The sequence below is a fragment of the Citrobacter sedlakii genome, assembly GCF_018128425.1.
GTDB classification, from domain to species: domain Bacteria; phylum Pseudomonadota; class Gammaproteobacteria; order Enterobacterales; family Enterobacteriaceae; genus Citrobacter_A; species Citrobacter_A sedlakii.
Genome location: NZ_CP071070.1, coordinates 754,322 through 771,603 on the forward strand (window position 1 = coordinate 754,322; position 17,282 = coordinate 771,603).

The 17,282-nt window shown below is 53.3% G+C and carries 19 protein-coding genes and 3 tRNA genes; 10 read left to right on the top strand and 12 right to left on the bottom strand.

Going from position 1 to position 17,282, the window contains the following annotated elements; translation table 11 throughout:
- Positions 1–268 precede the first annotated feature (268 nt).
- The 5 genes from JY391_RS03555 to JY391_RS03575 all read right to left on the bottom strand — a co-directional run bounded on the left by JY391_RS03555 (position 269) and on the right by JY391_RS03575 (position 3,532).
- Positions 269–763: a YjjA family protein gene (locus tag JY391_RS03555; protein WP_072015037.1), complete on the bottom strand. Its 495-nt coding sequence runs from the start codon at positions 761–763 to the stop codon at positions 269–271.
- Between the two features lie 152 nt (positions 764–915).
- Positions 916–1,653 carry a replicative helicase loader DnaC gene (gene dnaC, locus JY391_RS03560; RefSeq protein WP_042292276.1) on the bottom strand — a complete coding sequence of 246 codons (738 nt, stop codon included), beginning with the start codon at positions 1,651–1,653 and terminating at the stop codon, positions 916–918.
- A 2-nt stretch (positions 1,654–1,655) separates the two neighbouring features.
- Entirely contained in the window at positions 1,656–2,195 is a 540-nt protein-coding gene (gene dnaT, locus JY391_RS03565) for a primosomal protein DnaT (protein ID WP_042292273.1), read from the bottom strand.
- Between the two features lie 96 nt (positions 2,196–2,291).
- Positions 2,292–2,765, bottom strand: coding sequence for a threonine/serine exporter (locus JY391_RS03570; protein ID WP_200035487.1), 474 nt, complete (start codon positions 2,763–2,765; stop codon positions 2,292–2,294).
- The gene (locus JY391_RS03575; RefSeq protein WP_042292269.1) at positions 2,756–3,532 is read right to left on the bottom strand and encodes a threonine/serine exporter family protein; all 777 of its coding nucleotides are present in this window, start codon (positions 3,530–3,532) and stop codon (positions 2,756–2,758) included. Before JY391_RS03575 ends, JY391_RS03570 begins: the two co-directional genes overlap by 10 nt.
- A gap of 294 nt (positions 3,533–3,826) precedes the next feature.
- On the opposite strand from JY391_RS03575, the gene pobA reads away from it, so the two are divergent.
- From pobA to bglJ, 4 genes are all read left to right on the top strand, one after another.
- Entirely contained in the window at positions 3,827–5,011 is a 1,185-nt protein-coding gene (gene pobA, locus JY391_RS03580) for a 4-hydroxybenzoate 3-monooxygenase (RefSeq protein WP_042292266.1), read from the top strand.
- Positions 5,012–5,026: 15 nt separating this feature from the next.
- Entirely contained in the window at positions 5,027–5,920 is an 894-nt protein-coding gene (locus JY391_RS03585) for a helix-turn-helix domain-containing protein (protein WP_211935234.1), read from the top strand.
- Between the two features lie 250 nt (positions 5,921–6,170).
- The gene (locus JY391_RS03590) at positions 6,171–6,893 is read left to right on the top strand and encodes a helix-turn-helix domain-containing protein (protein ID WP_060570312.1); all 723 of its coding nucleotides are present in this window, start codon (positions 6,171–6,173) and stop codon (positions 6,891–6,893) included.
- Positions 6,854–7,486 (top strand): DNA-binding transcriptional activator BglJ, encoded by a 633-nt coding sequence (gene bglJ, locus JY391_RS03595; RefSeq protein ID WP_060570311.1) that lies wholly within the window; start codon positions 6,854–6,856, stop codon positions 7,484–7,486. Before JY391_RS03590 ends, bglJ begins: the two co-directional genes overlap by 40 nt.
- A 46-nt stretch (positions 7,487–7,532) precedes the next feature.
- Here the strand turns inward: bglJ and JY391_RS03600 are convergent, their stop codons facing one another.
- Positions 7,533–7,991, bottom strand: a complete 459-nt coding sequence (locus JY391_RS03600) for a YbaK/EbsC family protein (RefSeq protein WP_199957216.1) — start codon at positions 7,989–7,991, stop codon at positions 7,533–7,535.
- A 234-nt stretch (positions 7,992–8,225) separates the two neighbouring features.
- On the opposite strand from JY391_RS03600, the gene JY391_RS03605 reads away from it, so the two are divergent.
- Positions 8,226–9,575: a PTS sugar transporter subunit IIC gene (locus JY391_RS03605; protein WP_042292252.1), complete on the top strand. Its 1,350-nt coding sequence runs from the start codon at positions 8,226–8,228 to the stop codon at positions 9,573–9,575.
- Between the two features lie 25 nt (positions 9,576–9,600).
- Here the strand turns inward: JY391_RS03605 and fhuF are convergent, their stop codons facing one another.
- Both fhuF and JY391_RS03615 read right to left on the bottom strand, forming a co-directional pair.
- Complete coding sequence (gene fhuF, locus JY391_RS03610) at positions 9,601–10,389, bottom strand: siderophore-iron reductase FhuF (RefSeq protein WP_200035485.1); 789 nt, start codon at positions 10,387–10,389, stop codon at positions 9,601–9,603.
- A gap of 113 nt (positions 10,390–10,502) precedes the next feature.
- On the bottom strand, positions 10,503–11,567 hold the full coding sequence (locus tag JY391_RS03615) for a GGDEF domain-containing protein (protein ID WP_200035484.1): 1,065 nt from the start codon (positions 11,565–11,567) through the stop codon (positions 10,503–10,505).
- A gap of 205 nt (positions 11,568–11,772) precedes the next feature.
- On the opposite strand from JY391_RS03615, the gene JY391_RS03620 reads away from it, so the two are divergent.
- Positions 11,773–12,048 carry a DUF1435 domain-containing protein gene (locus JY391_RS03620; RefSeq protein ID WP_042292378.1) on the top strand — a complete coding sequence of 92 codons (276 nt, stop codon included), beginning with the start codon at positions 11,773–11,775 and terminating at the stop codon, positions 12,046–12,048.
- 37 nt (positions 12,049–12,085) lie between these two features.
- On the opposite strand, the gene JY391_RS03625 is transcribed toward JY391_RS03620, so the two are convergent.
- The 4 genes from JY391_RS03625 to rsmC form a co-directional block, all read right to left on the bottom strand.
- Positions 12,086–12,172, bottom strand: a tRNA-Leu gene (locus JY391_RS03625).
- A 32-nt stretch (positions 12,173–12,204) separates the two neighbouring features.
- Positions 12,205–12,291, bottom strand: a tRNA-Leu gene (locus JY391_RS03630).
- A 28-nt stretch (positions 12,292–12,319) separates the two neighbouring features.
- A tRNA-Leu gene (locus JY391_RS03635) sits at positions 12,320–12,406 on the bottom strand.
- A gap of 218 nt (positions 12,407–12,624) precedes the next feature.
- Positions 12,625–13,653: a 16S rRNA (guanine(1207)-N(2))-methyltransferase RsmC gene (gene rsmC, locus JY391_RS03640; RefSeq protein ID WP_199957212.1), complete on the bottom strand. Its 1,029-nt coding sequence runs from the start codon at positions 13,651–13,653 to the stop codon at positions 12,625–12,627.
- A gap of 102 nt (positions 13,654–13,755) precedes the next feature.
- On the opposite strand from rsmC, the gene JY391_RS03645 reads away from it, so the two are divergent.
- The 4 genes from JY391_RS03645 (at position 13,756) to prfC (ending at position 16,957) form a co-directional block, all read left to right on the top strand.
- Positions 13,756–14,169 (top strand): DNA polymerase III subunit psi, encoded by a 414-nt coding sequence (locus tag JY391_RS03645; RefSeq protein WP_042292241.1) that lies wholly within the window; start codon positions 13,756–13,758, stop codon positions 14,167–14,169.
- Positions 14,138–14,584: a ribosomal protein S18-alanine N-acetyltransferase gene (gene rimI, locus JY391_RS03650; RefSeq protein WP_042292239.1), complete on the top strand. Its 447-nt coding sequence runs from the start codon at positions 14,138–14,140 to the stop codon at positions 14,582–14,584. Before JY391_RS03645 ends, rimI begins: the two co-directional genes overlap by 32 nt.
- Before the next feature lie 14 nt (positions 14,585–14,598).
- Positions 14,599–15,276, top strand: a complete 678-nt coding sequence (gene yjjG / locus JY391_RS03655) for a pyrimidine 5'-nucleotidase (RefSeq protein WP_042292375.1) — start codon at positions 14,599–14,601, stop codon at positions 15,274–15,276.
- A gap of 91 nt (positions 15,277–15,367) precedes the next feature.
- The gene (prfC, locus tag JY391_RS03660) at positions 15,368–16,957 is read left to right on the top strand and encodes a peptide chain release factor 3 (RefSeq protein WP_042292237.1); all 1,590 of its coding nucleotides are present in this window, start codon (positions 15,368–15,370) and stop codon (positions 16,955–16,957) included.
- The last annotated feature ends 325 nt before the right edge of the window (positions 16,958–17,282 follow it).

Consider the following 17,282-nt stretch of genomic DNA (forward strand, 5'->3'; position numbering starts at 1 on the left):
CCTCACGAATAGCCTTCTTGCAAAAAGGCGCTTAACCAGGCGTTGGCTGGCAGTGAATCTTTTTTCAGGAAGTACAATGTAATGGGGTTGTCACTTAGCTGCAATTCTAGTGACATATTAATGCGATGTTATTCAGAATTGGTTTAGAAATAGACTTTTTTGATCGCCGTCACTTCCCGCTATACGGGGGACGAGAGGGGGGAGAAGGAAAAAAAGAAGCGGCAAACGCCGCGCCAGCCGGGAGACAGCTGAAACGCGGCTTCTGGCGTCAGGAAATGAAGTTCATTCCCTGCTTTAGCACCAGGTCACAGGCTTTCGTTTTCACTTTTTCCGCCAGCGGCGTGCTGCCGATAGTGTTGAGGTTAAGCTGTTGACCGTCTTTGGTATTCAGCAGACCCTGAATGCCGTCCAGATAGTGAGTGTCCTGCTTCTGCTCTGTCGCGCCCAGCCCGAGTTTATCCAGTACCTGATTTTTCACGTTTTCCGCGTCGGTTACCGAGGCCAGTTTCTGCTTCGCGCAGTACTGTAAAATACCTGCGGCGTTGTTCATATTGTTCGCGCTCAGCGCCTGATTGCCGCCGTTAAGCAGGCTGGTCAGGGAAGAAAGCGACGTTCCGCTCTGGGAAGAAGAGGCGCTTTGCTTGCTCAGTTCATTGGCGGCGCTGGAAAGCGACTCCTGCCAGGAGGCGGCAAAGGTGCTGGTGGCGATAAACACGCTGGCGGTTACCGCGCAGCCCAGAAGGTATTTAGCTGTTTTCATCATACTGACTCATGTAAGGAAGTTATCGGTATGGCGGATTATCCGGCCTGATGACATGAATCGCAGACCGGATAAGCGTAGCGCCATCAGGCACGTTTAGCGCAGTATAGCGCTGTGAAAGGTAAGAATGGTCTTAGAACCCGCCCATCAGGCTATTAATACTCTTTACCGGTGACCCGGCTGCGAAAGCTGTCCCAGTTGAAGATCACCCACAGGCTGTTGCCGAGCCGCATACGATCCATCACCCGCTCGCCCAGCAATTTGGTCATTTCCTCCATGTTGCTGTTAGTGAGCATGCCGGTCGGACGCTTGGAGGAAGAGCGCCGATCGACGATCTGATTAATGATCACTTTTTCGTAGCGTGACTCTGTCTGTACGCCGATCTCGTCGATCACCAACAGATCGACGTTACTGAGATCGTTTAGCAACTGCTCTTCACTGGTTTCCCGGTTGCTGAAGGTCTCTTTCATCGCGGACATAATATCCGCGACGGTAATGATCAGCACCGATTTGCCGCGCAGCAACAGTTCATTGCAAATGGCTGCCGCCAGATGATTCTTTCCGGTTCCCGGCTTGCCCGAAAAGATAAAGCTGGCGATGTTGCCGTCAAATTCTTCAACGTACTGGCGCGCTTTGCTGAGCGCGTTCATCTGTCCTTCACATTCAACATGATAGTTATCGAAGGAGCAGTTTTGATGCAATGGACGAATGCCGGAACGGTTAAAGGTACGCTGCATTTTCATCGCCCGGTTTTCGCGGGCCAGCGCCGCTGCGCGGATTTCACCTTGCTGTTTCTGCCATGCCAGCAGCTCTTCACCCGTTTTGAATGCAGGTTCGATGTGTGCTGGCATCATTTTTTGCAGACGTTTCATCAGATCGCCAACGTTTTTCATTGTTACCCTCTAAAACCCGGTGGAATTTGATTGTCAGGTTCGCTGACCGTGTTGACGTCGCGCTTCGGTAACCCGCCGTTGCTGGCGCGGCCTATCTGTACGCTGCGCGCCAGTTTTTGCTGCCACTGGACATGATGAAAGACTTTACCTTCCGCCTGCCAGTAAGCCACGAACGCGGCCAGCTCTTCGGCGGTGACCGGCTCGCGTAGCGCCACGCCCCAAAGCGCGGCCTGACGCTGAAAGTCGTCGTCCGGACGCCAGTCGGGATACATCGCAAATTTCCCCAGCGGCACGCTAACCGGCACCGGCTGCGGCTCTTCATACAGCTGAGCGTCCAGCGTCACGTCGCAACCCGGACGGGCTAGTTTGTCTTCAAGCGCCAGTAGTTGCGCCAGACGCGCCGGGGTGACTGCGTAAAAGGCCGGGGCGTTATTGGCGAACACCGCTACCGCGCCGCCTTCGGATTTTGCCAGCACCGTCTGGTGGTCATGTAATAGGGCGTCAATACCAATGACGTCCGGGGTTAAAATTCTGGATGACATAACGTTTCTCAATACGGACTGCAACCGAGAAGGGACTCTGCTTCTATAGTAACACAACGGGGCGGGCGAGCGGCAGGGAGGAACCTGCCGCCAGGATTATACGCGTGGACGCTTGCGGTAAAGCCACAGGCCGGGTACCGACAGGCCGATCGACAGCGCGCCGACAATCGACGACGCCTTGAGGAAATTGGTCAGCAACGTGATCATCAGCGCCTCGCTGTAACCAAAGTGGCTGATTTTTACCGCGGAAATCATCGCCGTGTAGGCGGAAATGCCGGGGAACATCGGGATCACCGCTGCAACGGTAAATACTTTTGGATGCGCCAGATACCAGCGCGACCATTGAATGCCGATGCTGCCGATCAGCAGTGAGGCGACAAAAGTCGACCACTCAATATTGAAACCCGCGCTCATCATCACCATGCGCGAGCCGTGTCCGAGTGCGCCAAGCAACGCACACCAGGGCAGCGCGCGGTGCGGCACGTTAAACACCATCGCGAAACCCATCGCCGGTATGGCGGAAAGCACCATGTCCTGCATCAGCGCGAGAATAAAATCGATTATACCCATCCGCGAAGCCCCCACAGTGTTAATGCCATCACCACCCCCACGCAGGTCGCCAGCGTCAGCAGGCTGGCGATAGCCCAGCGCGCCAGCCCGGTGTTGATGTGCCCCTTGAACATATCCGCTACGGCGTTGATCAGTGGAAAACCAGGCACCAGCAGCAGGACGCTGGCGGCCATCGCCACCGTAGGCGTCAGGCGGAAGGCCGGCAGGTGCAGCAATAAACCGGAAATTGTGGTGGCGACAAATGCCGTAATACAAAAGTTAATCTGCGGATGCAGATGGCGGTGCGCCAGCAGCTGTCGGATATACATCGCGACCATGCTGGCGATGAAGGTGATCGCCGCGCCGTCCCAGCCGCCGTTGTTCAGCTTACAGAAACAGGCGCAGGACAGGCCGACCATCAACGAGACCAGCCACCGCGGGTAACGTAACGGTCTGAGCTGGCTAAAGCGCTTCTCGACGCCTTTGTAATCCAGCAACTTATGTTCAGCGAGGATCACAATATGTTGAACCTCTGTGACCACATGCATGTTGATCCCGCGGTCCTGGTTTTTACGCGTTGAGGTCAGGCATTGCCCGTCTTTGATGGTGGTCAGGACGATGGCGTTTGAGGAGATAGCGCTTTCCACGCTGTCCATGCCCAGTGCCAGGCCGAGGCGGGTGGAGAGTTCATCAACCAGCGCGCTTTCCGCACCGTGTTGCAGTAAAAAAAGCCCGCACTGAATGCACAACCGTGTAACCGTTCGCTGAAATGACTGCTCTTCTTGCATGACTCGCCCTGACTGAAAAGACGCGTTGCGTACTGACTGATGACGAAAGACTTCTTTGTATCATGAAGCGGACGTTTTTTGGCTCCCGCTGAGATCAATCTTTATGTTGAAAAAAGAGCCAGTTCTCTGCAGATGAGAATTTGAACTGCGCCACACTTTTATCAAATCGGTGAAAAGTGCAATTTTTGTCCGCATTTTGACCTTCTTTTTCGTCGCGTGCTTATCAAAAATGCAATTTGAAACTTTTAATCAACATTGTTTAAACAAATAATCAACTATCAGCTGGGGGACGCGATGAAAACTCAGGTCGCCATTATTGGCGCAGGGCCTTCCGGCCTGTTGCTCGGGCAATTGCTGCATAAGGCGGGGATCCGCACGCTTATCATTGAACGCCAGACGCCGGAGTATGTGCTTGGCCGGATCCGCGCGGGCATTCTGGAAAGCGGGACCGTAGATCTTTTGCGCGAAGCGGGAGCCGCCCGACGCATGGACAATGAAGGGCTGGTACATCATGGCGTTGAGTTTATCTTCGACGGTAAACGTATCCCCGTGGCGCTGAGCGAATTAACCGGTGGAAAAAGCGTGATGGTTTACGGCCAAACGGAAGTCACGCGGGACTTAATGCAGGAACGTGGCGAATGTGGAGCGCCCACGATTTATGGCGTGCAGCAGGTAGACATTCACGACGCCAAAAGCGATCGCCCGTACGTCACGTTTGAAAAGGAGGGGGAGAAGTGTCGTGTGGATTGTGACTTCATCGCCGGTTGCGATGGCTTTCACGGCGTCTCGCGGCAAAGTATTCCGCGCGAGGCGATCCGCGAGTATGAAAGTCTTTGGCCTTTTGGTTGGCTGGGGCTGCTCTCCGACACGCCACCGGTGAATCCGGAGCTGATTTACGCCCATCATGAACGCGGGTTCGTGCTCTGTAGTCAGCGCTCACTAACAAGAAGCCGTTACTATTTGCAGGTGCCGCTTAGCGAGCAGGTTGAGGCCTGGAGCGATGAGCGCTTTTGGGACGAACTCAAACGGCGGCTGCCGGACGGATTAGCGCAAAAGGTAGTGACGGGTCACTCACTGGAAAAAAGTATCGCGCCGCTACGCAGCTACGTCGTGGAACCAATGCAGTATGGTCGGCTGTTCCTGGTTGGCGACGCGGCGCATATCGTTCCGCCCACCGGGGCGAAGGGCCTGAATCTTGCCGCCTCGGATGTGAACTATTTATGGCGTATTCTGACGCAATATTACCAGCATGGGCGGGGCGACCTGCTGGCAAGCTATTCACGCCTGGCCCTTAACCGGGTCTGGAAAGGGGAAAGATTCAGTTGGTTTATGACTCACCTGCTGCATGATTTTCAGGACAAGAGCGATTTCGACCGCAAGATGCAGGAGGCGGATCGGCAATATTATCTTGGGTCTGTCGCCGGACTGACGACCATTGCGGAAAACTACGTCGGGCTGCCATACGAAAAAGTGGGTTAACGAGAAGGAGAGAAGATGCCATTCACTGATGGGGTTCCCGTTTTCAAACTGTATGGCGAACAACAGGGGTGGCCGACGCCGGAATTGCTGCACTGTGAGTCGATCCATCAGCGCAGCAGCCTGCATGAATGGCACATCCGGGTGCACCAGCACGCCGAGATTGTCCAGCTTCTCTATTTGCACCGGGGGGAGGCGACGATCGAGGTTGAAGGACTCTCGACGCTCATGCGGGAGCCCTGCCTGCAGGTGGTGCCTGCGCTGTGCGTGCATGGCTTTCGTTTCTCACCGGGAACCCAGGGCTATGTGCTCTCGCTTGCCCTGCCGCTGATAAGCCGCCTGGAGGCGCAGTTTCCACAGCCGCTCTCTTTGCTCAGCGCCCCGCAGTGCGTGCCGGTGGGACACTCCCGTGGCCATATTCACAGCCTGTTTTCGGCGTTACGTAAGGAATACCAGACGGATCATGAGGCGCGGGAAATGATGCTGTTTGCCTTGCTGAGCGCGCTACTGGTCTGGCTGCGTCGGCAACATCGACCGGCAATACAACAGGACGACAAACTGGCGCGCAGACGTAGCGCAATGCGTCTTTTTGCGCGCCAGATCGAAAGTCATTATCGCGAGCACCTGCCGCTGGGGGAATATGCGCGTCGGGTGGGACTCTCTGCGAATTACCTTAATCAGTTATGCCGTGAATTTCATAATTGCAGTGCATTAATCGTCGTGCATCAGCGCATCATGCTGGAAGCCAAACGCAGTCTGCAATATACCAGCATGACCATCAACCAGATCTCAGATTACCTGGGGTTTAGCGATGTGACTTACTTTTCGCGTTTCTTTAAAAAAAATGAAAATATGTCGCCTAAAGCATTTCGTGAATTAATGAAACAAATCCGTTATCTCAAAAAGGATTAGTAATGCTAATTTATAATTTAAGAATATTTTAATGTCTCATTCTGGATTTATGGTTAAATATTGACGGGGCAGGATTGCATTATACTACGTGGATAGTTGTATAATCGCCCATATGAATTCTGAAAGAAAACCAGGGATTAACAATTCATACTGATTATTGTTATGTTTATTTGTATTGCGTTGAATAATGTTTTTCTGCGCAAATTGCAAAAATAACAGGGCGATAACGGCTATGGGATGTGGAGGATATATGTTGCCAGGATGCTGCAAAAACGGAATTATTATCAGCAAAGTACCGGTCATTCAGGCTGGACTGAATGGGGTGATGCATCGGCATTTCCCGGAATATGATGTCTCCACCTGTCGCGCTGTCGACGAACTTACGTTATTACAACTTCGTCGTTCTAACGTTGTCATCGCCGATCTTACCGGAGAGTGCCGCCATCCGCGCACTATCTGTGAACAGTTCTCCACCCTGATCTCTCAGTATCGCGATATTCATTGGGTTTTTCTCGTCTCACGCGCCTGGTATCCGCAGGCGGTGGAATTGCTAATGTGCCCATCCAGTACGCTGCTGTCCGATGTGGAACCGATTGAAAACCTGGTCAACACCTTGCGTGCAGGCAGCAAACATCCTGACAGCGTGAGCAAAACGTTGCTGTCGCCAGAACACGTCGAGCACGCGGAATTTGGTTCGCGTTCTATTATTTTAACGCTCTCCGAGCGAAAAGTGCTGCGCTTGTTAGGCAAGGGATGGGGCATCAATCAGATCGCGATGCTGCTAAAGAAAAGTAATAAAACCATCAGCGCCCAGAAAAATAGCGCGATGCGCCGTTTATCAATCAACAGCAACGCTGAGATGTACGCCTGGATTAACAGTTCTCAAGGAGCGAGAGAGCTGAATTTACCTTCTGTATATGGAGATACGCCAGAATGGAAAACCGAAGCTATGCGGGAAATGTCGCACTCATAGAAAAATGTGTTATGAGCGGTATTGGTATTCAGGATTTATTTAAAACAAATACTGAATATCACTATAAACTGCACCTTTACTCGACACGAGATGAATTTCTACAGGCGATGAACACAACGACATTTTCTGCCGTTATTTTCTCGCTTTCTTCAATCAGAAAAGATCGCCGGATGGGGTTAATGTGTCTGGCTGAACTGGCCACCAATTTTCCCCGTATGCGACGTCTGGTGATTGCCGATGATAACGTCGAAGCGCGATTAATCGGCGCGCTGTCGCCGTCGCCGCTGGACGGCGTTCTCAGTAAAGAGGCGTCGCTGCCGGTATTACAGGAAGCATTATTTACGGCGCTTAGCGGTACCCGCCGAATTAATGAAAGTAATCATAATCTCTGGTATCTCACACAGAGCCGGATGCTCAGCCCTACTGAGCGTGAAATTTTGCGTTTTATGTCCCACGGTTACTCTATGCCTGAAATCGCCGTTGAGCTTGAGCGAAATATTAAAACCATTCGGGCGCATAAATTTAATGTGATGTCGAAACTGGGCGTCAGTTCGGACGCCGGTTTGCTGAACGCGGCGGATATTCTGCTGTAGGCGCGGGAATCGCGCTTCTCTTAAGAGTAATGCGCACGGTTGACCTTCACTGGCAGACATCCACCCAGGTCGCTGAGGTCAGTTCAGCCATCCGTTCTGGTGAAATGCGGATAGCGCTATGGATTGCGCCAGCGGCGGGAAGCACTTCGGTATACGTCTTTAGCGACACATCACAATAAACCGGTAACGGCGTCTCCAGGCCAAACGGGCAAACGCCGCCAACCGGGTGACCCGTCGCGTTCACCACTTCATCACAACTGAGCATTCGGGCCTTCGCGCCAAAGGTACTTTTAAGTTTTTTATTGTCCAGTCGCGCGTCGCCTTTCGCGACGATCAGTACGATCGTGTCTTTGACTTTTAGCGACAGGGTTTTTGCGATCTGTCCCGGTTGCACATTGTGCGCTTTTGCCGCGAGATCAACCGTGGCGGTGCTTTGGTCTAATTCAATGATTTCAATATCGGGCGCATGTTCGGCCAGAAACTGCCGTACGGATTGCAAACTCATTCTTTTCTCCTGACACCATTCGACGGTTTTCCAGTGTGTGCAAAACCGCTGGCGTAATTTGTCATAAGACAGGCGCCGCTGTAAATATTTTAATGTAACAAACCAGTAACATAGACGTTTTTTCGATCCTCTTCACATTCACGGAAACCGGTTACCGTAACCGGTTGCAGTACAGGAAAGGGCGATTAATACTGCAGTTGTCACTTCCTCTGTATCACATAAAAAGAGCCACTTATGAAATCTACCAACCATGCAGTCTTTAATGTGATTTTCCGGTTCGTCGAAAACTACGTCAGCCCTGTCGCAGGGCGTATTTCCTCACAACGTCATGTCATGGCTATTCGCGACGGCTTTATTTCTGCGATGCCGTTTATGATTGTTGGATCGTTTCTGTTGGTTTTCGCCTATCCGCCGTTTTCCCCCGACACCACCTGGGGTTTTGCCAGAGGCTGGTTGGATCTGGCAAAGCAGTTTGAAGGACAAATCCTTACCCCGTTCGATATGACGATGGGGATCATGTCTATCTACATCTGCGCGGCGATTGCGTACAACCTCGGAAAACACTATGCGAAGTCACATCAGCTTGATCCCTTTATGTGCGCAATGTTGGCGATTATGGCTTTTTTATTGATCGCTGCGCCAAAAACGAAGGGGACGTTGCCGGTTGACAGTCTTGGCGGTACAGGTATTTTTACGGCGATTCTGGTGGCGATTTATTGCGTTGAGATGATGCGTTTTCTGAAGACGCATAACATCGGTATTCGCTTACCGGATCAGGTGCCGCCGATGATCAAAAACTCCTTCGATCTGTTGATCCCCGTGCTGGTCGTTGTGTTGACGTTGTATCCACTCAGCTTGCTGATCCAGGCGCAGTTCGACATGTTGATCCCGCAGGCGATCATGGCCATCTTTAAACCCCTGGTTTCGGCAGCCGATTCGTTGCCGGCAATTTTATTGGCGGTGCTGATTGGGCATCTGCTGTGGTTTGCGGGCATCCATGGCGCGGCGATCGTCTCCGGGATGCTGCAAATGTTCTGGCTGACCAATCTCGGCATGAACCAGACGGCGCTGGCGCAGGGCGCGCCGTTACCGCACATTTTTATGGAGGCGTTCTGGACCTTCTTCATTGTCATTGGCGGTTCAGGAGCGACGATGGGGCTGGTGATTTGTTACCTTCGCAGCCGTTCCGTACATCTGCGTTCGATTGGTCGCTTAAGCGTGGTACCCAGCATCTTCAATATCAACGAACCGGTGATATTTGGTACGCCCATCGTGATGAATCCAGTGTTCTTCATTCCTTTTCTGCTGGCGCCCATGGTCAACGCCATCATCGCATGGGCAGCCATGCAGTTTGATCTGATTGGTCGGGTTATTTCGGTGGTGCCGTGGACGGCGCCAGCGCCGGTGGGGGCGGCATGGGCATTAGGCTGGGATTATCGCGCGGCGATCCTGGTGGTGCTGTTGGCGCTGGTCTCCGCCATTATCTACTTCCCCTTCTTTAAGGTATATGAGAAGCAGTTACTGGCGCAGGAAGCGGAAGAAGCGCAGCGAACTGACGCCGAAAGCGAGCAGATTGCGTTATAACGGTCCGGGAGCGAAAGCTCCCGGCTTATTTCAGCGTGCAGTCGCCGCATTGCTGCACGTCGGGCAGGCGGTAACGTTGGCAGCACGTGCGGCGTACCAGTACGCCTTCGCGCGGGACAACGGTCCGCCAGAGTGGGTTATCAGTGCCGCAGGAAAGCTGTTTTTCGAAGAAGCAGGCATGGCGAAGCGCGTGAAGTAACTCTTCGCCAAGCAGCGGTTTCATCTCGTTGAGGTACCAGTGAATAAGGTAACCGGTATTGCTCCAGATGAGTTTACCGTTAATTTCGCCCGTGGCCTCAAGAGCCTGGACGACAGGCGTTAACGCCTGTTTGATCAGGATTTCAATGCGCATCTGTGGAGAGCATTCCGTCGCCTGACGATCCGGATGAACGTCAATCCAGAAGCACGCGGCGCGACCCGTTTCATGAAACTCCACGTGCACATGCTCGGGAGAAACATCAATGGCCGTTTCCTGCGTTAATAAGGCAAGCATCAGCGGCGGCACCATCAAACCGATATACCACTGCGCCCACAGCGATAGCAGTGGCTTGTTTTCTCGCGGCTGCGTGGGCTGGTTGCGATAAATATGGTCGGAATAGACCGCCAGCAATGACTGCAGCTCATTTGGTCGACACCATTGCGCCAGAGTCATAGCAGACTGGGGAGCAGGTTCGTCCAGACGAATGAAATCCAGCAGGTGTTCGCGTGTCTGGGCGATAGTTGCGCGTACGGCCTCCGCCAGCGAAGGGCGCTGCGGCTGCAGAGGCGCTCGCCAGATGACGTTATCAATGACGGATGCGGAACGATAAGCCATAGTCTGGATAATAATCTAAATGATAATGATTGCTAATCCTAGCTATAGGCATAACCGATAGCAAGCGCTTTGTCAGGCTTGCTTCTCACGCCGCACGATTACACCATACCGCGTCAGGCGATACCGGGATCGCTGCTGGCTAAAATATGGTTACGTCCCAGATGCTTGGCTTTATAAAGCGCTTTGTCCGCACTGCTAATGGCGCTTTCGATCTCTCTGCCTGTCAGCGGCGCGATACCGATACTGATCGTGACGTTGGTCGCGACGCTTTCATTAAACATGTGTGGGATCTTAAGGTCATACACACTTTGACGAATACGCTCAGCGGCGGCATGCGCCTGCTGCGGATCGGCTGCCGTCAGCAACACCATAAATTCCTCGCCGCCAAAGCGAGCAACCACATCACGCGAACGTACGGCGTCGCGAATAGCCGCGGATACGCGCATCAGCGCCTGATCGCCCATCATGTGTCCGTAATGGTCGTTGTAGGCTTTGAAATGGTCGATATCGATCAGCAACACGTAATGCTCATCGGTATCCGTCTCAAGAAGGGTCTCCAGACGGTGTTGAAGTCCCCGCCGGTTGTATAACCCCGTTAAAGGATCGAGCATGCTGAGGTCGTTCAACGTCTCTTTTTCCGCCAACAGTTTGTACATCAGCTGCTGGGCGAAATCATCGTAACGTTTTTGGATTGCATGCTGAATCGCCACTCCCGCCATGGGCAACGCCAGGAAATAGAGGATCCGCAGGCCCTGTTCATTGCCGTTTAACCACAGGCAGACCAGTACGGAGGGCAGCGAGTGAAGCGTAAAAGCGACAATATTATTGGCAAATGAAATAGATCCGATGAATAAAACAGTCAGTAGCGCCATCAGCAGGAAAGTGTCGTCCGGAGACGGGAGCTCGGTGTATTTCAACGTAATATGCGCCGCCCATAGCCCGCCAAACGCGAAAGAAACGATCGGTAAATTAATCCTTTGATTGGCGTATCTACCGTGCCACGCGAGGAGGGCCGCGCTCAGCGCCAGAATAACAATACCCGGCACTGAGACGGTTTTAATCTGATAGATCGGATAAGCGATAGCAAACAAAGCGGAAACGGCGTTAAGAAACAAAAACAGACGGAGAGAGAGCTGATATTTTTTAGCGCGCAGGGAAAGCCAGGATTGTGCAGTCATGTCTTAATTCATTGTTTATCTAACAATTACACTGTTCAGGCCACGTGAAAAAAGCGAGAAGTCGCTCGCTCAAAGTAAGAGGTATTTGCTTTCTATGTTTACCGCTGCGCAATTTATCACCTTAAAGAATTCATGTCATCAATGCTTAAGTAAAGCTGATGTCAGGGTGTGCAACGGCGTGCTGACAAATGAGAAAGTTTATCATATGATATTGGTTATCATTATCAGTGTGAGAGGTGAAACCATGTTGCAACGGGCGCTGGGCAGTGGTTGGGGAGTATTACTGCCGGGGATCGTGATTGCCGGACTGGCGTTTGCCGATCTTTCCCTTGAGGTCTGGAAGACCATTATTGTATTAGGGCTATTACTCACTCCGGTGATGCTGTATCACAAACACCTGCGGCATTTTGTTCTGTTGCCATCATGCGTTGCGTTGATCGGTGGAATGATGCTGGTAATGATGAATTTGAATCAGGGATAAACAACAGGGAACAGCAGAAGGAAGGCCGTAAGATAATTGGTGCGAGGGGGGGGACTTGAACCCCCACGTCCGTAAGGACACTAACACCTGAAGCTAGCGCGTCTACCAATTCCGCCACCTTCGCACAGTCATCTTACTTTTTTGATATCGCCTCGTTGGTGCGAGGGGGGGGACTTGAACCCCCACGTCCGTAAGAACACTAACACCTGAAGCTAGCGCGTCTACCAATTCCGCCACCTTCGCCCAGTGCGAGCAATATCAACGTGGATTATGGTGCGAGGGGGGGGACTTGAACCCCCACGTCCGTAAGGACACTAACACCTGAAGCTAGCGCGTCTACCAATTCCGCCACCTTCGCATACCATCGATTCTTGAAAAGAATCGCTACCACGGAGGCGCATTCTAGTGGTTTTCAGCTTTTCGTCAATAGTTAATTGCGCACGCAAGCTCAATTGCTGGAAAAATGGGCGCTAACCGTAGCGTTGAACGCAGGCCGGATAAACAACGCGTTATCCGGCATCTGTAAACCATACCGGACGGTGCGCAGGCACCTTAATCCGGCCAGGGATGACCAGACTATTTCTTCGCCTGGCGGGTCATAACGGTACGGTAGACCTTAAAGCGACCGGTCTGAGCGATGACCTCATGGAAGCCAAAGGTGTCGTCCAGCACCTGTGGGTAGGGCAGGAAGGCGTTAGCGACGATACGCAACTCGCCGCCGCTGTTCAGGTGGCGCACTGCGCCGCGAATCAGCGCCTGCGCCGCATCCAGGCTGGTCTGCATACCGTCGTGGAACGGTGGGTTGGAGATGATCATGTCAAACCGACCCTTCACTTCAGAAAAGACGTTGCTGGCAAACACCTCACCCTCAATGCCGTTGGCGGCAAGCGTTGCGCGACTGGCTTCAACCGCGGGTGCGCTAACGTCGCACAGGGTTAAGCGCACCTTCGGCGAGTGGCTGGCCAGCGCGACGGAGAGCACGCCAGCGCCACAGCCGACATCCAGCACTTTACCCTTGGTATGCGGCGTCAGGGTGGAAAGCAGCAACTGGCTGCCCACATCTAGACCATCGCGGCTAAACACCCCCGGCAGGGTTTTGATGGTCAGGCCGTCAACGGCGTATTCGCCCCAGTATTTTTCTGCGTCAAAGACCGGCTGTTTTTCCAGACGGCCATGATACAGACCGCAGCGACGGGCGCTGTCGACTTTGTTCAACGGCGCAAATTCCGCCAGCATCTGTTCAGCGCTGCGCACGCCGCTGCGGTTTTCGCCAACGACAAAAATATCGGTGCCCACCGGCAACAGCGACAGCAGATTCATCAGCTGGAACTGGGCTTCCGGTTTGTTTTTCGGCCAGTAGTAGATCAGCGTATCGCTGTCGGCCACGTCTTCTGCTTGGGCTACCAGGCTAAAACGGGCGCTGTCGCCCATCTGGCCGCTTAGCACCTGCCAGTGGTGAAACTGTTGGGTATGCACACGGCTGGCGGCGCTGGCAAAACGCGCGGGCAGGTCATCCTGCAAATCTCCGGCAAACAGAATACGGCTTTGTTCGAAATCATCACTGTGGCGCAGCAAGACTTCACTTGCCGGGGTAAAAGCAGACATGGAAGGCTCCTTAAGTTAATCAGCCGGGGATTATAGAGCGTAATTGGCGCAGTTTCGATGAATTTGCTATATTTGCGCCCTTGACAGACAGGAGCGTTTTACATGACATCGCGGCGAGACTGGCAATTGCAACAGTTGGGTATCACCCAGTGGTCACTGCGTCGCCCTGGCGCTTTACAGGGCGAGATTGCGATTACGCTTCCCCGGCACGTCAGCCTGGTGATCGTTGGCGACGATCTCCCCGCGCTGACGGAACCGCTGATGCGCGATATTCTTCGCGCGCTGCGCCTAACGCCGGATCAGGTATTACCGTTGACGCCCGACCGCGTGGTCATGCTGCCGCAGGGGAGCCGCTGCCACTGCTGGCGTCTCGGCAACGATGCGCCCGTCACGCTGGAAGGGGCGGTGATTTCAACGCCTTCATTTAATGAACTACAAACCAGCGCGCCCGCGCGCGCCGCGTTATGGCGACAAATCTGCACACATGAACACGATTTCTTCCCTCAGCCAGCGTGACTTACCCGCGGCGTTTCAGATTGAAAAGCGCGCCCACGCGTTTCCCTGGAGTGAACAGACATTTACCAGTAATCAGGGGGAACGTTATCTCAACTATCAGTTGACGATAGACGGACGCATGGCCGCATTTGCCATCACGCAGGTGGTAGTCGATGAAGCGACGCTGTTCAATATCGCGGTCGATCCCGACTTTCAGCGTCAGGGCGTAGGGAAAGCGCTGCTGGAACACCTCATTGATGAGCTGGAAAAACGCGGCGTCCTGACGCTGTGGCTGGAGGTTCGCGCCTCCAACGTTGCCGCCATCGCACTGTATGAAAGCTTAGGCTTCAACGAGGCAACGATTCGCCGCAACTACTACCCGACCGCCGACGGTCGCGAGGACGCCATCATAATGGCACTGCCAATCAGTATGTAAGAGAAGGTGTAATGATGAAGTGGGACTGGATTTTCTTTGATGCCGACGAAACGCTGTTTACGTTTGACTCGTTTACCGGCTTACAGCGGATGTTTCTCGACTATAGCATCACCTTTACCGCTGAGGATTTTCAGGACTATCAGGCCGTCAATAAACCACTGTGGGTGGATTACCAAAACGGCGCGATCACCTCATTACAGCTTCAGCATGCCCGGTTTCAAAGCTGGGCGGAACGGCTCAACGTGGCGCCGGGGCAGCTTAACGACGCCTTTATAAATGCGATGGCGGAGATCTGCGCGCCGCTGCCAGGCGCTGTATCGCTGCTTAATGCCCTGCGCGGCAATGCCCGGCTTGGCATCATCACCAACGGTTTTACCGCCCTGCAACAGATCCGTTTAGAGCGGACCGGTCTGCGCGATTATTTTGATTTGCTGGTCATCTCAGAAGAAGTTGGCGTGGCGAAGCCGGACCCGAAGATTTTCGATTACGCGCTGGCGCAGGCCGGTAATCCGGACCGTTCCCGGGTACTGATGGTGGGCGATACCCCGGCATCTGATATCCTAGGCGGTATCAATGCCGGGCTGGCGACATGCTGGTTGAATGCGCATCATCGCGAGCAGCCAGAAGGCATACAACCGACCTGGACCGTGACGTCATTAGCCGAACTGGAGCAACTCCTGTGTAAACACTGATTGCCTCCCCCCCGTTGATGGGTAAAATAGCCGCAATTTTTCGTATTCAACATGCGCGGCGCGACGCCGCGCTTACCAAGAAGAATGAATTATGACGTTGTCTCCTTATTTGCAGGAGGTGGCCAAGCGCCGCACTTTTGCCATTATTTCTCACCCGGATGCCGGTAAAACCACCATCACCGAGAAGGTGCTGCTGTTCGGACAGGCTATCCAGACTGCGGGTACCGTTAAAGGCCGTGGTTCCAGCCAGCACGCGAAATCCGACTGGATGGAAATGGAAAAGCAGCGTGGTATCTCTATTACCACCTCAGTAATGCAGTTTCCGTATCACGACTGCCTGGTAAACCTGCTGGACACCCCGGGGCACGAAGACTTCTCGGAAGATACTTACCGCACGCTGACGGCGGTGGACTGCTGTCTGATGGTTATCGACGCCGCGAAAGGCGTCGAGGATCGCACGCGTAAGCTGATGGAGGTCACCCGTCTGCGCGATACACCGATCCTGACCTTTATGAACAAGCTCGACCGCGACATCCGCGACCCGATGGAACTGCTGGACGAAGTTGAGAACGAGCTGAAAATTGGCTGTGCGCCGATCACCTGGCCGATCGGTTGCGGCAAGCTGTTCAAGGGGGTGTATCACCTCTATAAAGACGAAACGTATCTGTACCAGACAGGGAAAGGCCATACCATTCAGGAAGTGCGCATTGTTAAAGGGCTGAACAACCCGGATCTCGACGCCGCCGTGGGGGACGATCTGGCGCAGCAGCTGCGCGATGAACTGGAACTGGTGCAGGGCGCGTCTAACGAATTCGACAAAGAACTGTTCCTCGCCGGGGAAATCACGCCGGTCTTCTTTGGTACCGCGCTGGGTAACTTTGGCGTTGACCACATGCTGGACGGTCTGGTGGAGTGGGCGCCAGCGCCGATGCCGCGTCAAACCGATACCCGCACCGTGGAAGCCAAAGAAGAGAAGTTCACTGGCTTTGTCTTTAAGATTCAGGCCAACATGGATCCGAAACACCGCGACCGCGTGGCGTTTATGCGCGTCGTTTCCGGAAAATATGAAAAAGGCATGAAAATGCGTCAGGTGCGCATCGGTAAAGACGTGGTGATTTCTGATGCGCTGACCTTCATGGCTGGCGATCGTTCACACGTTGAAGAAGCGTATCCGGGGGATATTCTTGGCCTGCATAACCACGGCACCATTCAGATCGGCGACACCTTTACTCAGGGTGAGATGATGAAGTTCACCGGTATCCCGAACTTCGCGCCGGAACTGTTCCGCCGCATCCGCCTCAAAGATCCGCTCAAGCAGAAACAGCTGTTGAAAGGGCTGGTCCAGCTGTCGGAAGAGGGCGCGGTGCAAGTGTTCCGCCCTATCGCCAACAACGATCTGATCGTCGGCGCGGTCGGTGTGCTGCAGTTTGACGTGGTGGTTGCGCGTCTGAAGAGCGAATACAACGTTGAAGCGATTTATGAATCCGTCAACGTGGCGACCGCTCGCTGGGTGGAATGCGCTGACGCGAAGAAGTTCGAAGAGTTTAAACGTAAAAATGAAGTTCAACTGGCGCTGGATGGCGGTGACAACCTCACCTACATTGCGCCAACGATGGTTAACCTCAACCTGACGCAGGAACGTTATCCTGATGTTCAGTTCCGTAAGACTCGCGAGCACTAATCTCCCTCTCAGAGCGCGGCAATGCTGCGCTCTGCCACTTTCCCTGCCTTTTTAGTCCCTTGCGGAATGTTCTTAAATCCCTCTCTTTTGCTTATGTTTGCCGATTTTTTGCGCAATTCCCCGCGCGATTTCAAAATTGTGATCTATATTTAACAAAGTGATGACATAAATATTGGCTTTAAATACCGTTCAATGCGTGAAGTGGAGTGCTTAAAGCTGATGTTGATTGTGGCCACGATATTAATAACTGAAACGGAAGGGCCTTCGACAGCACTGCTTCACACGTTGTGAATGTGACCGCTGCCATTGACTTCTGACTGGGTGA

What these genes read in the sequence shown, in the direction of transcription:
- dnaC (WP_042292276.1), bottom strand. Translation starts at nt 1,653, where the DNA reads ATGAAAAACGTTGGCGATCTGATGAAACGTCTGCAAAAAATGATGCCA.
- JY391_RS03585 (WP_211935234.1), top strand. Translation starts at nt 5,027, where the DNA reads ATGCCATTCACTGATGGGGTTCCCGTTTTCAAACTGTATGGCGAACAA.
- JY391_RS03590 (WP_060570312.1), top strand. Translation starts at nt 6,171, where the DNA reads ATGTTGCCAGGATGCTGCAAAAACGGAATTATTATCAGCAAAGTACCG.
- JY391_RS03575 (WP_042292269.1), bottom strand. Translation starts at nt 3,532, where the DNA reads ATGCAAGAAGAGCAGTCATTTCAGCGAACGGTTACACGGTTGTGCATT.
- JY391_RS03615 (WP_200035484.1), bottom strand. Translation starts at nt 11,567, where the DNA reads ATGACTGCACAATCCTGGCTTTCCCTGCGCGCTAAAAAATATCAGCTC.
- JY391_RS03645 (WP_042292241.1), top strand. Translation starts at nt 13,756, where the DNA reads ATGACATCGCGGCGAGACTGGCAATTGCAACAGTTGGGTATCACCCAG.
- rimI (WP_042292239.1), top strand. Translation starts at nt 14,138, where the DNA reads ATGAACACGATTTCTTCCCTCAGCCAGCGTGACTTACCCGCGGCGTTT.
- JY391_RS03555 (WP_072015037.1), bottom strand. Translation starts at nt 763, where the DNA reads ATGATGAAAACAGCTAAATACCTTCTGGGCTGCGCGGTAACCGCCAGC.
- JY391_RS03570 (WP_200035487.1), bottom strand. Translation starts at nt 2,765, where the DNA reads ATGGGTATAATCGATTTTATTCTCGCGCTGATGCAGGACATGGTGCTT.
- rsmC (WP_199957212.1), bottom strand. Translation starts at nt 13,653, where the DNA reads ATGTCTGCTTTTACCCCGGCAAGTGAAGTCTTGCTGCGCCACAGTGAT.
- JY391_RS03600 (WP_199957216.1), bottom strand. Translation starts at nt 7,991, where the DNA reads ATGAGTTTGCAATCCGTACGGCAGTTTCTGGCCGAACATGCGCCCGAT.
- dnaT (WP_042292273.1), bottom strand. Translation starts at nt 2,195, where the DNA reads ATGTCATCCAGAATTTTAACCCCGGACGTCATTGGTATTGACGCCCTA.
- JY391_RS03620 (WP_042292378.1), top strand. Translation starts at nt 11,773, where the DNA reads ATGATATTGGTTATCATTATCAGTGTGAGAGGTGAAACCATGTTGCAA.
- bglJ (WP_060570311.1), top strand. Translation starts at nt 6,854, where the DNA reads ATGGAAAACCGAAGCTATGCGGGAAATGTCGCACTCATAGAAAAATGT.
- fhuF (WP_200035485.1), bottom strand. Translation starts at nt 10,389, where the DNA reads ATGGCTTATCGTTCCGCATCCGTCATTGATAACGTCATCTGGCGAGCG.
- pobA (WP_042292266.1), top strand. Translation starts at nt 3,827, where the DNA reads ATGAAAACTCAGGTCGCCATTATTGGCGCAGGGCCTTCCGGCCTGTTG.
- JY391_RS03605 (WP_042292252.1), top strand. Translation starts at nt 8,226, where the DNA reads ATGAAATCTACCAACCATGCAGTCTTTAATGTGATTTTCCGGTTCGTC.
- prfC (WP_042292237.1), top strand. Translation starts at nt 15,368, where the DNA reads ATGACGTTGTCTCCTTATTTGCAGGAGGTGGCCAAGCGCCGCACTTTT.
- yjjG (WP_042292375.1), top strand. Translation starts at nt 14,599, where the DNA reads ATGAAGTGGGACTGGATTTTCTTTGATGCCGACGAAACGCTGTTTACG.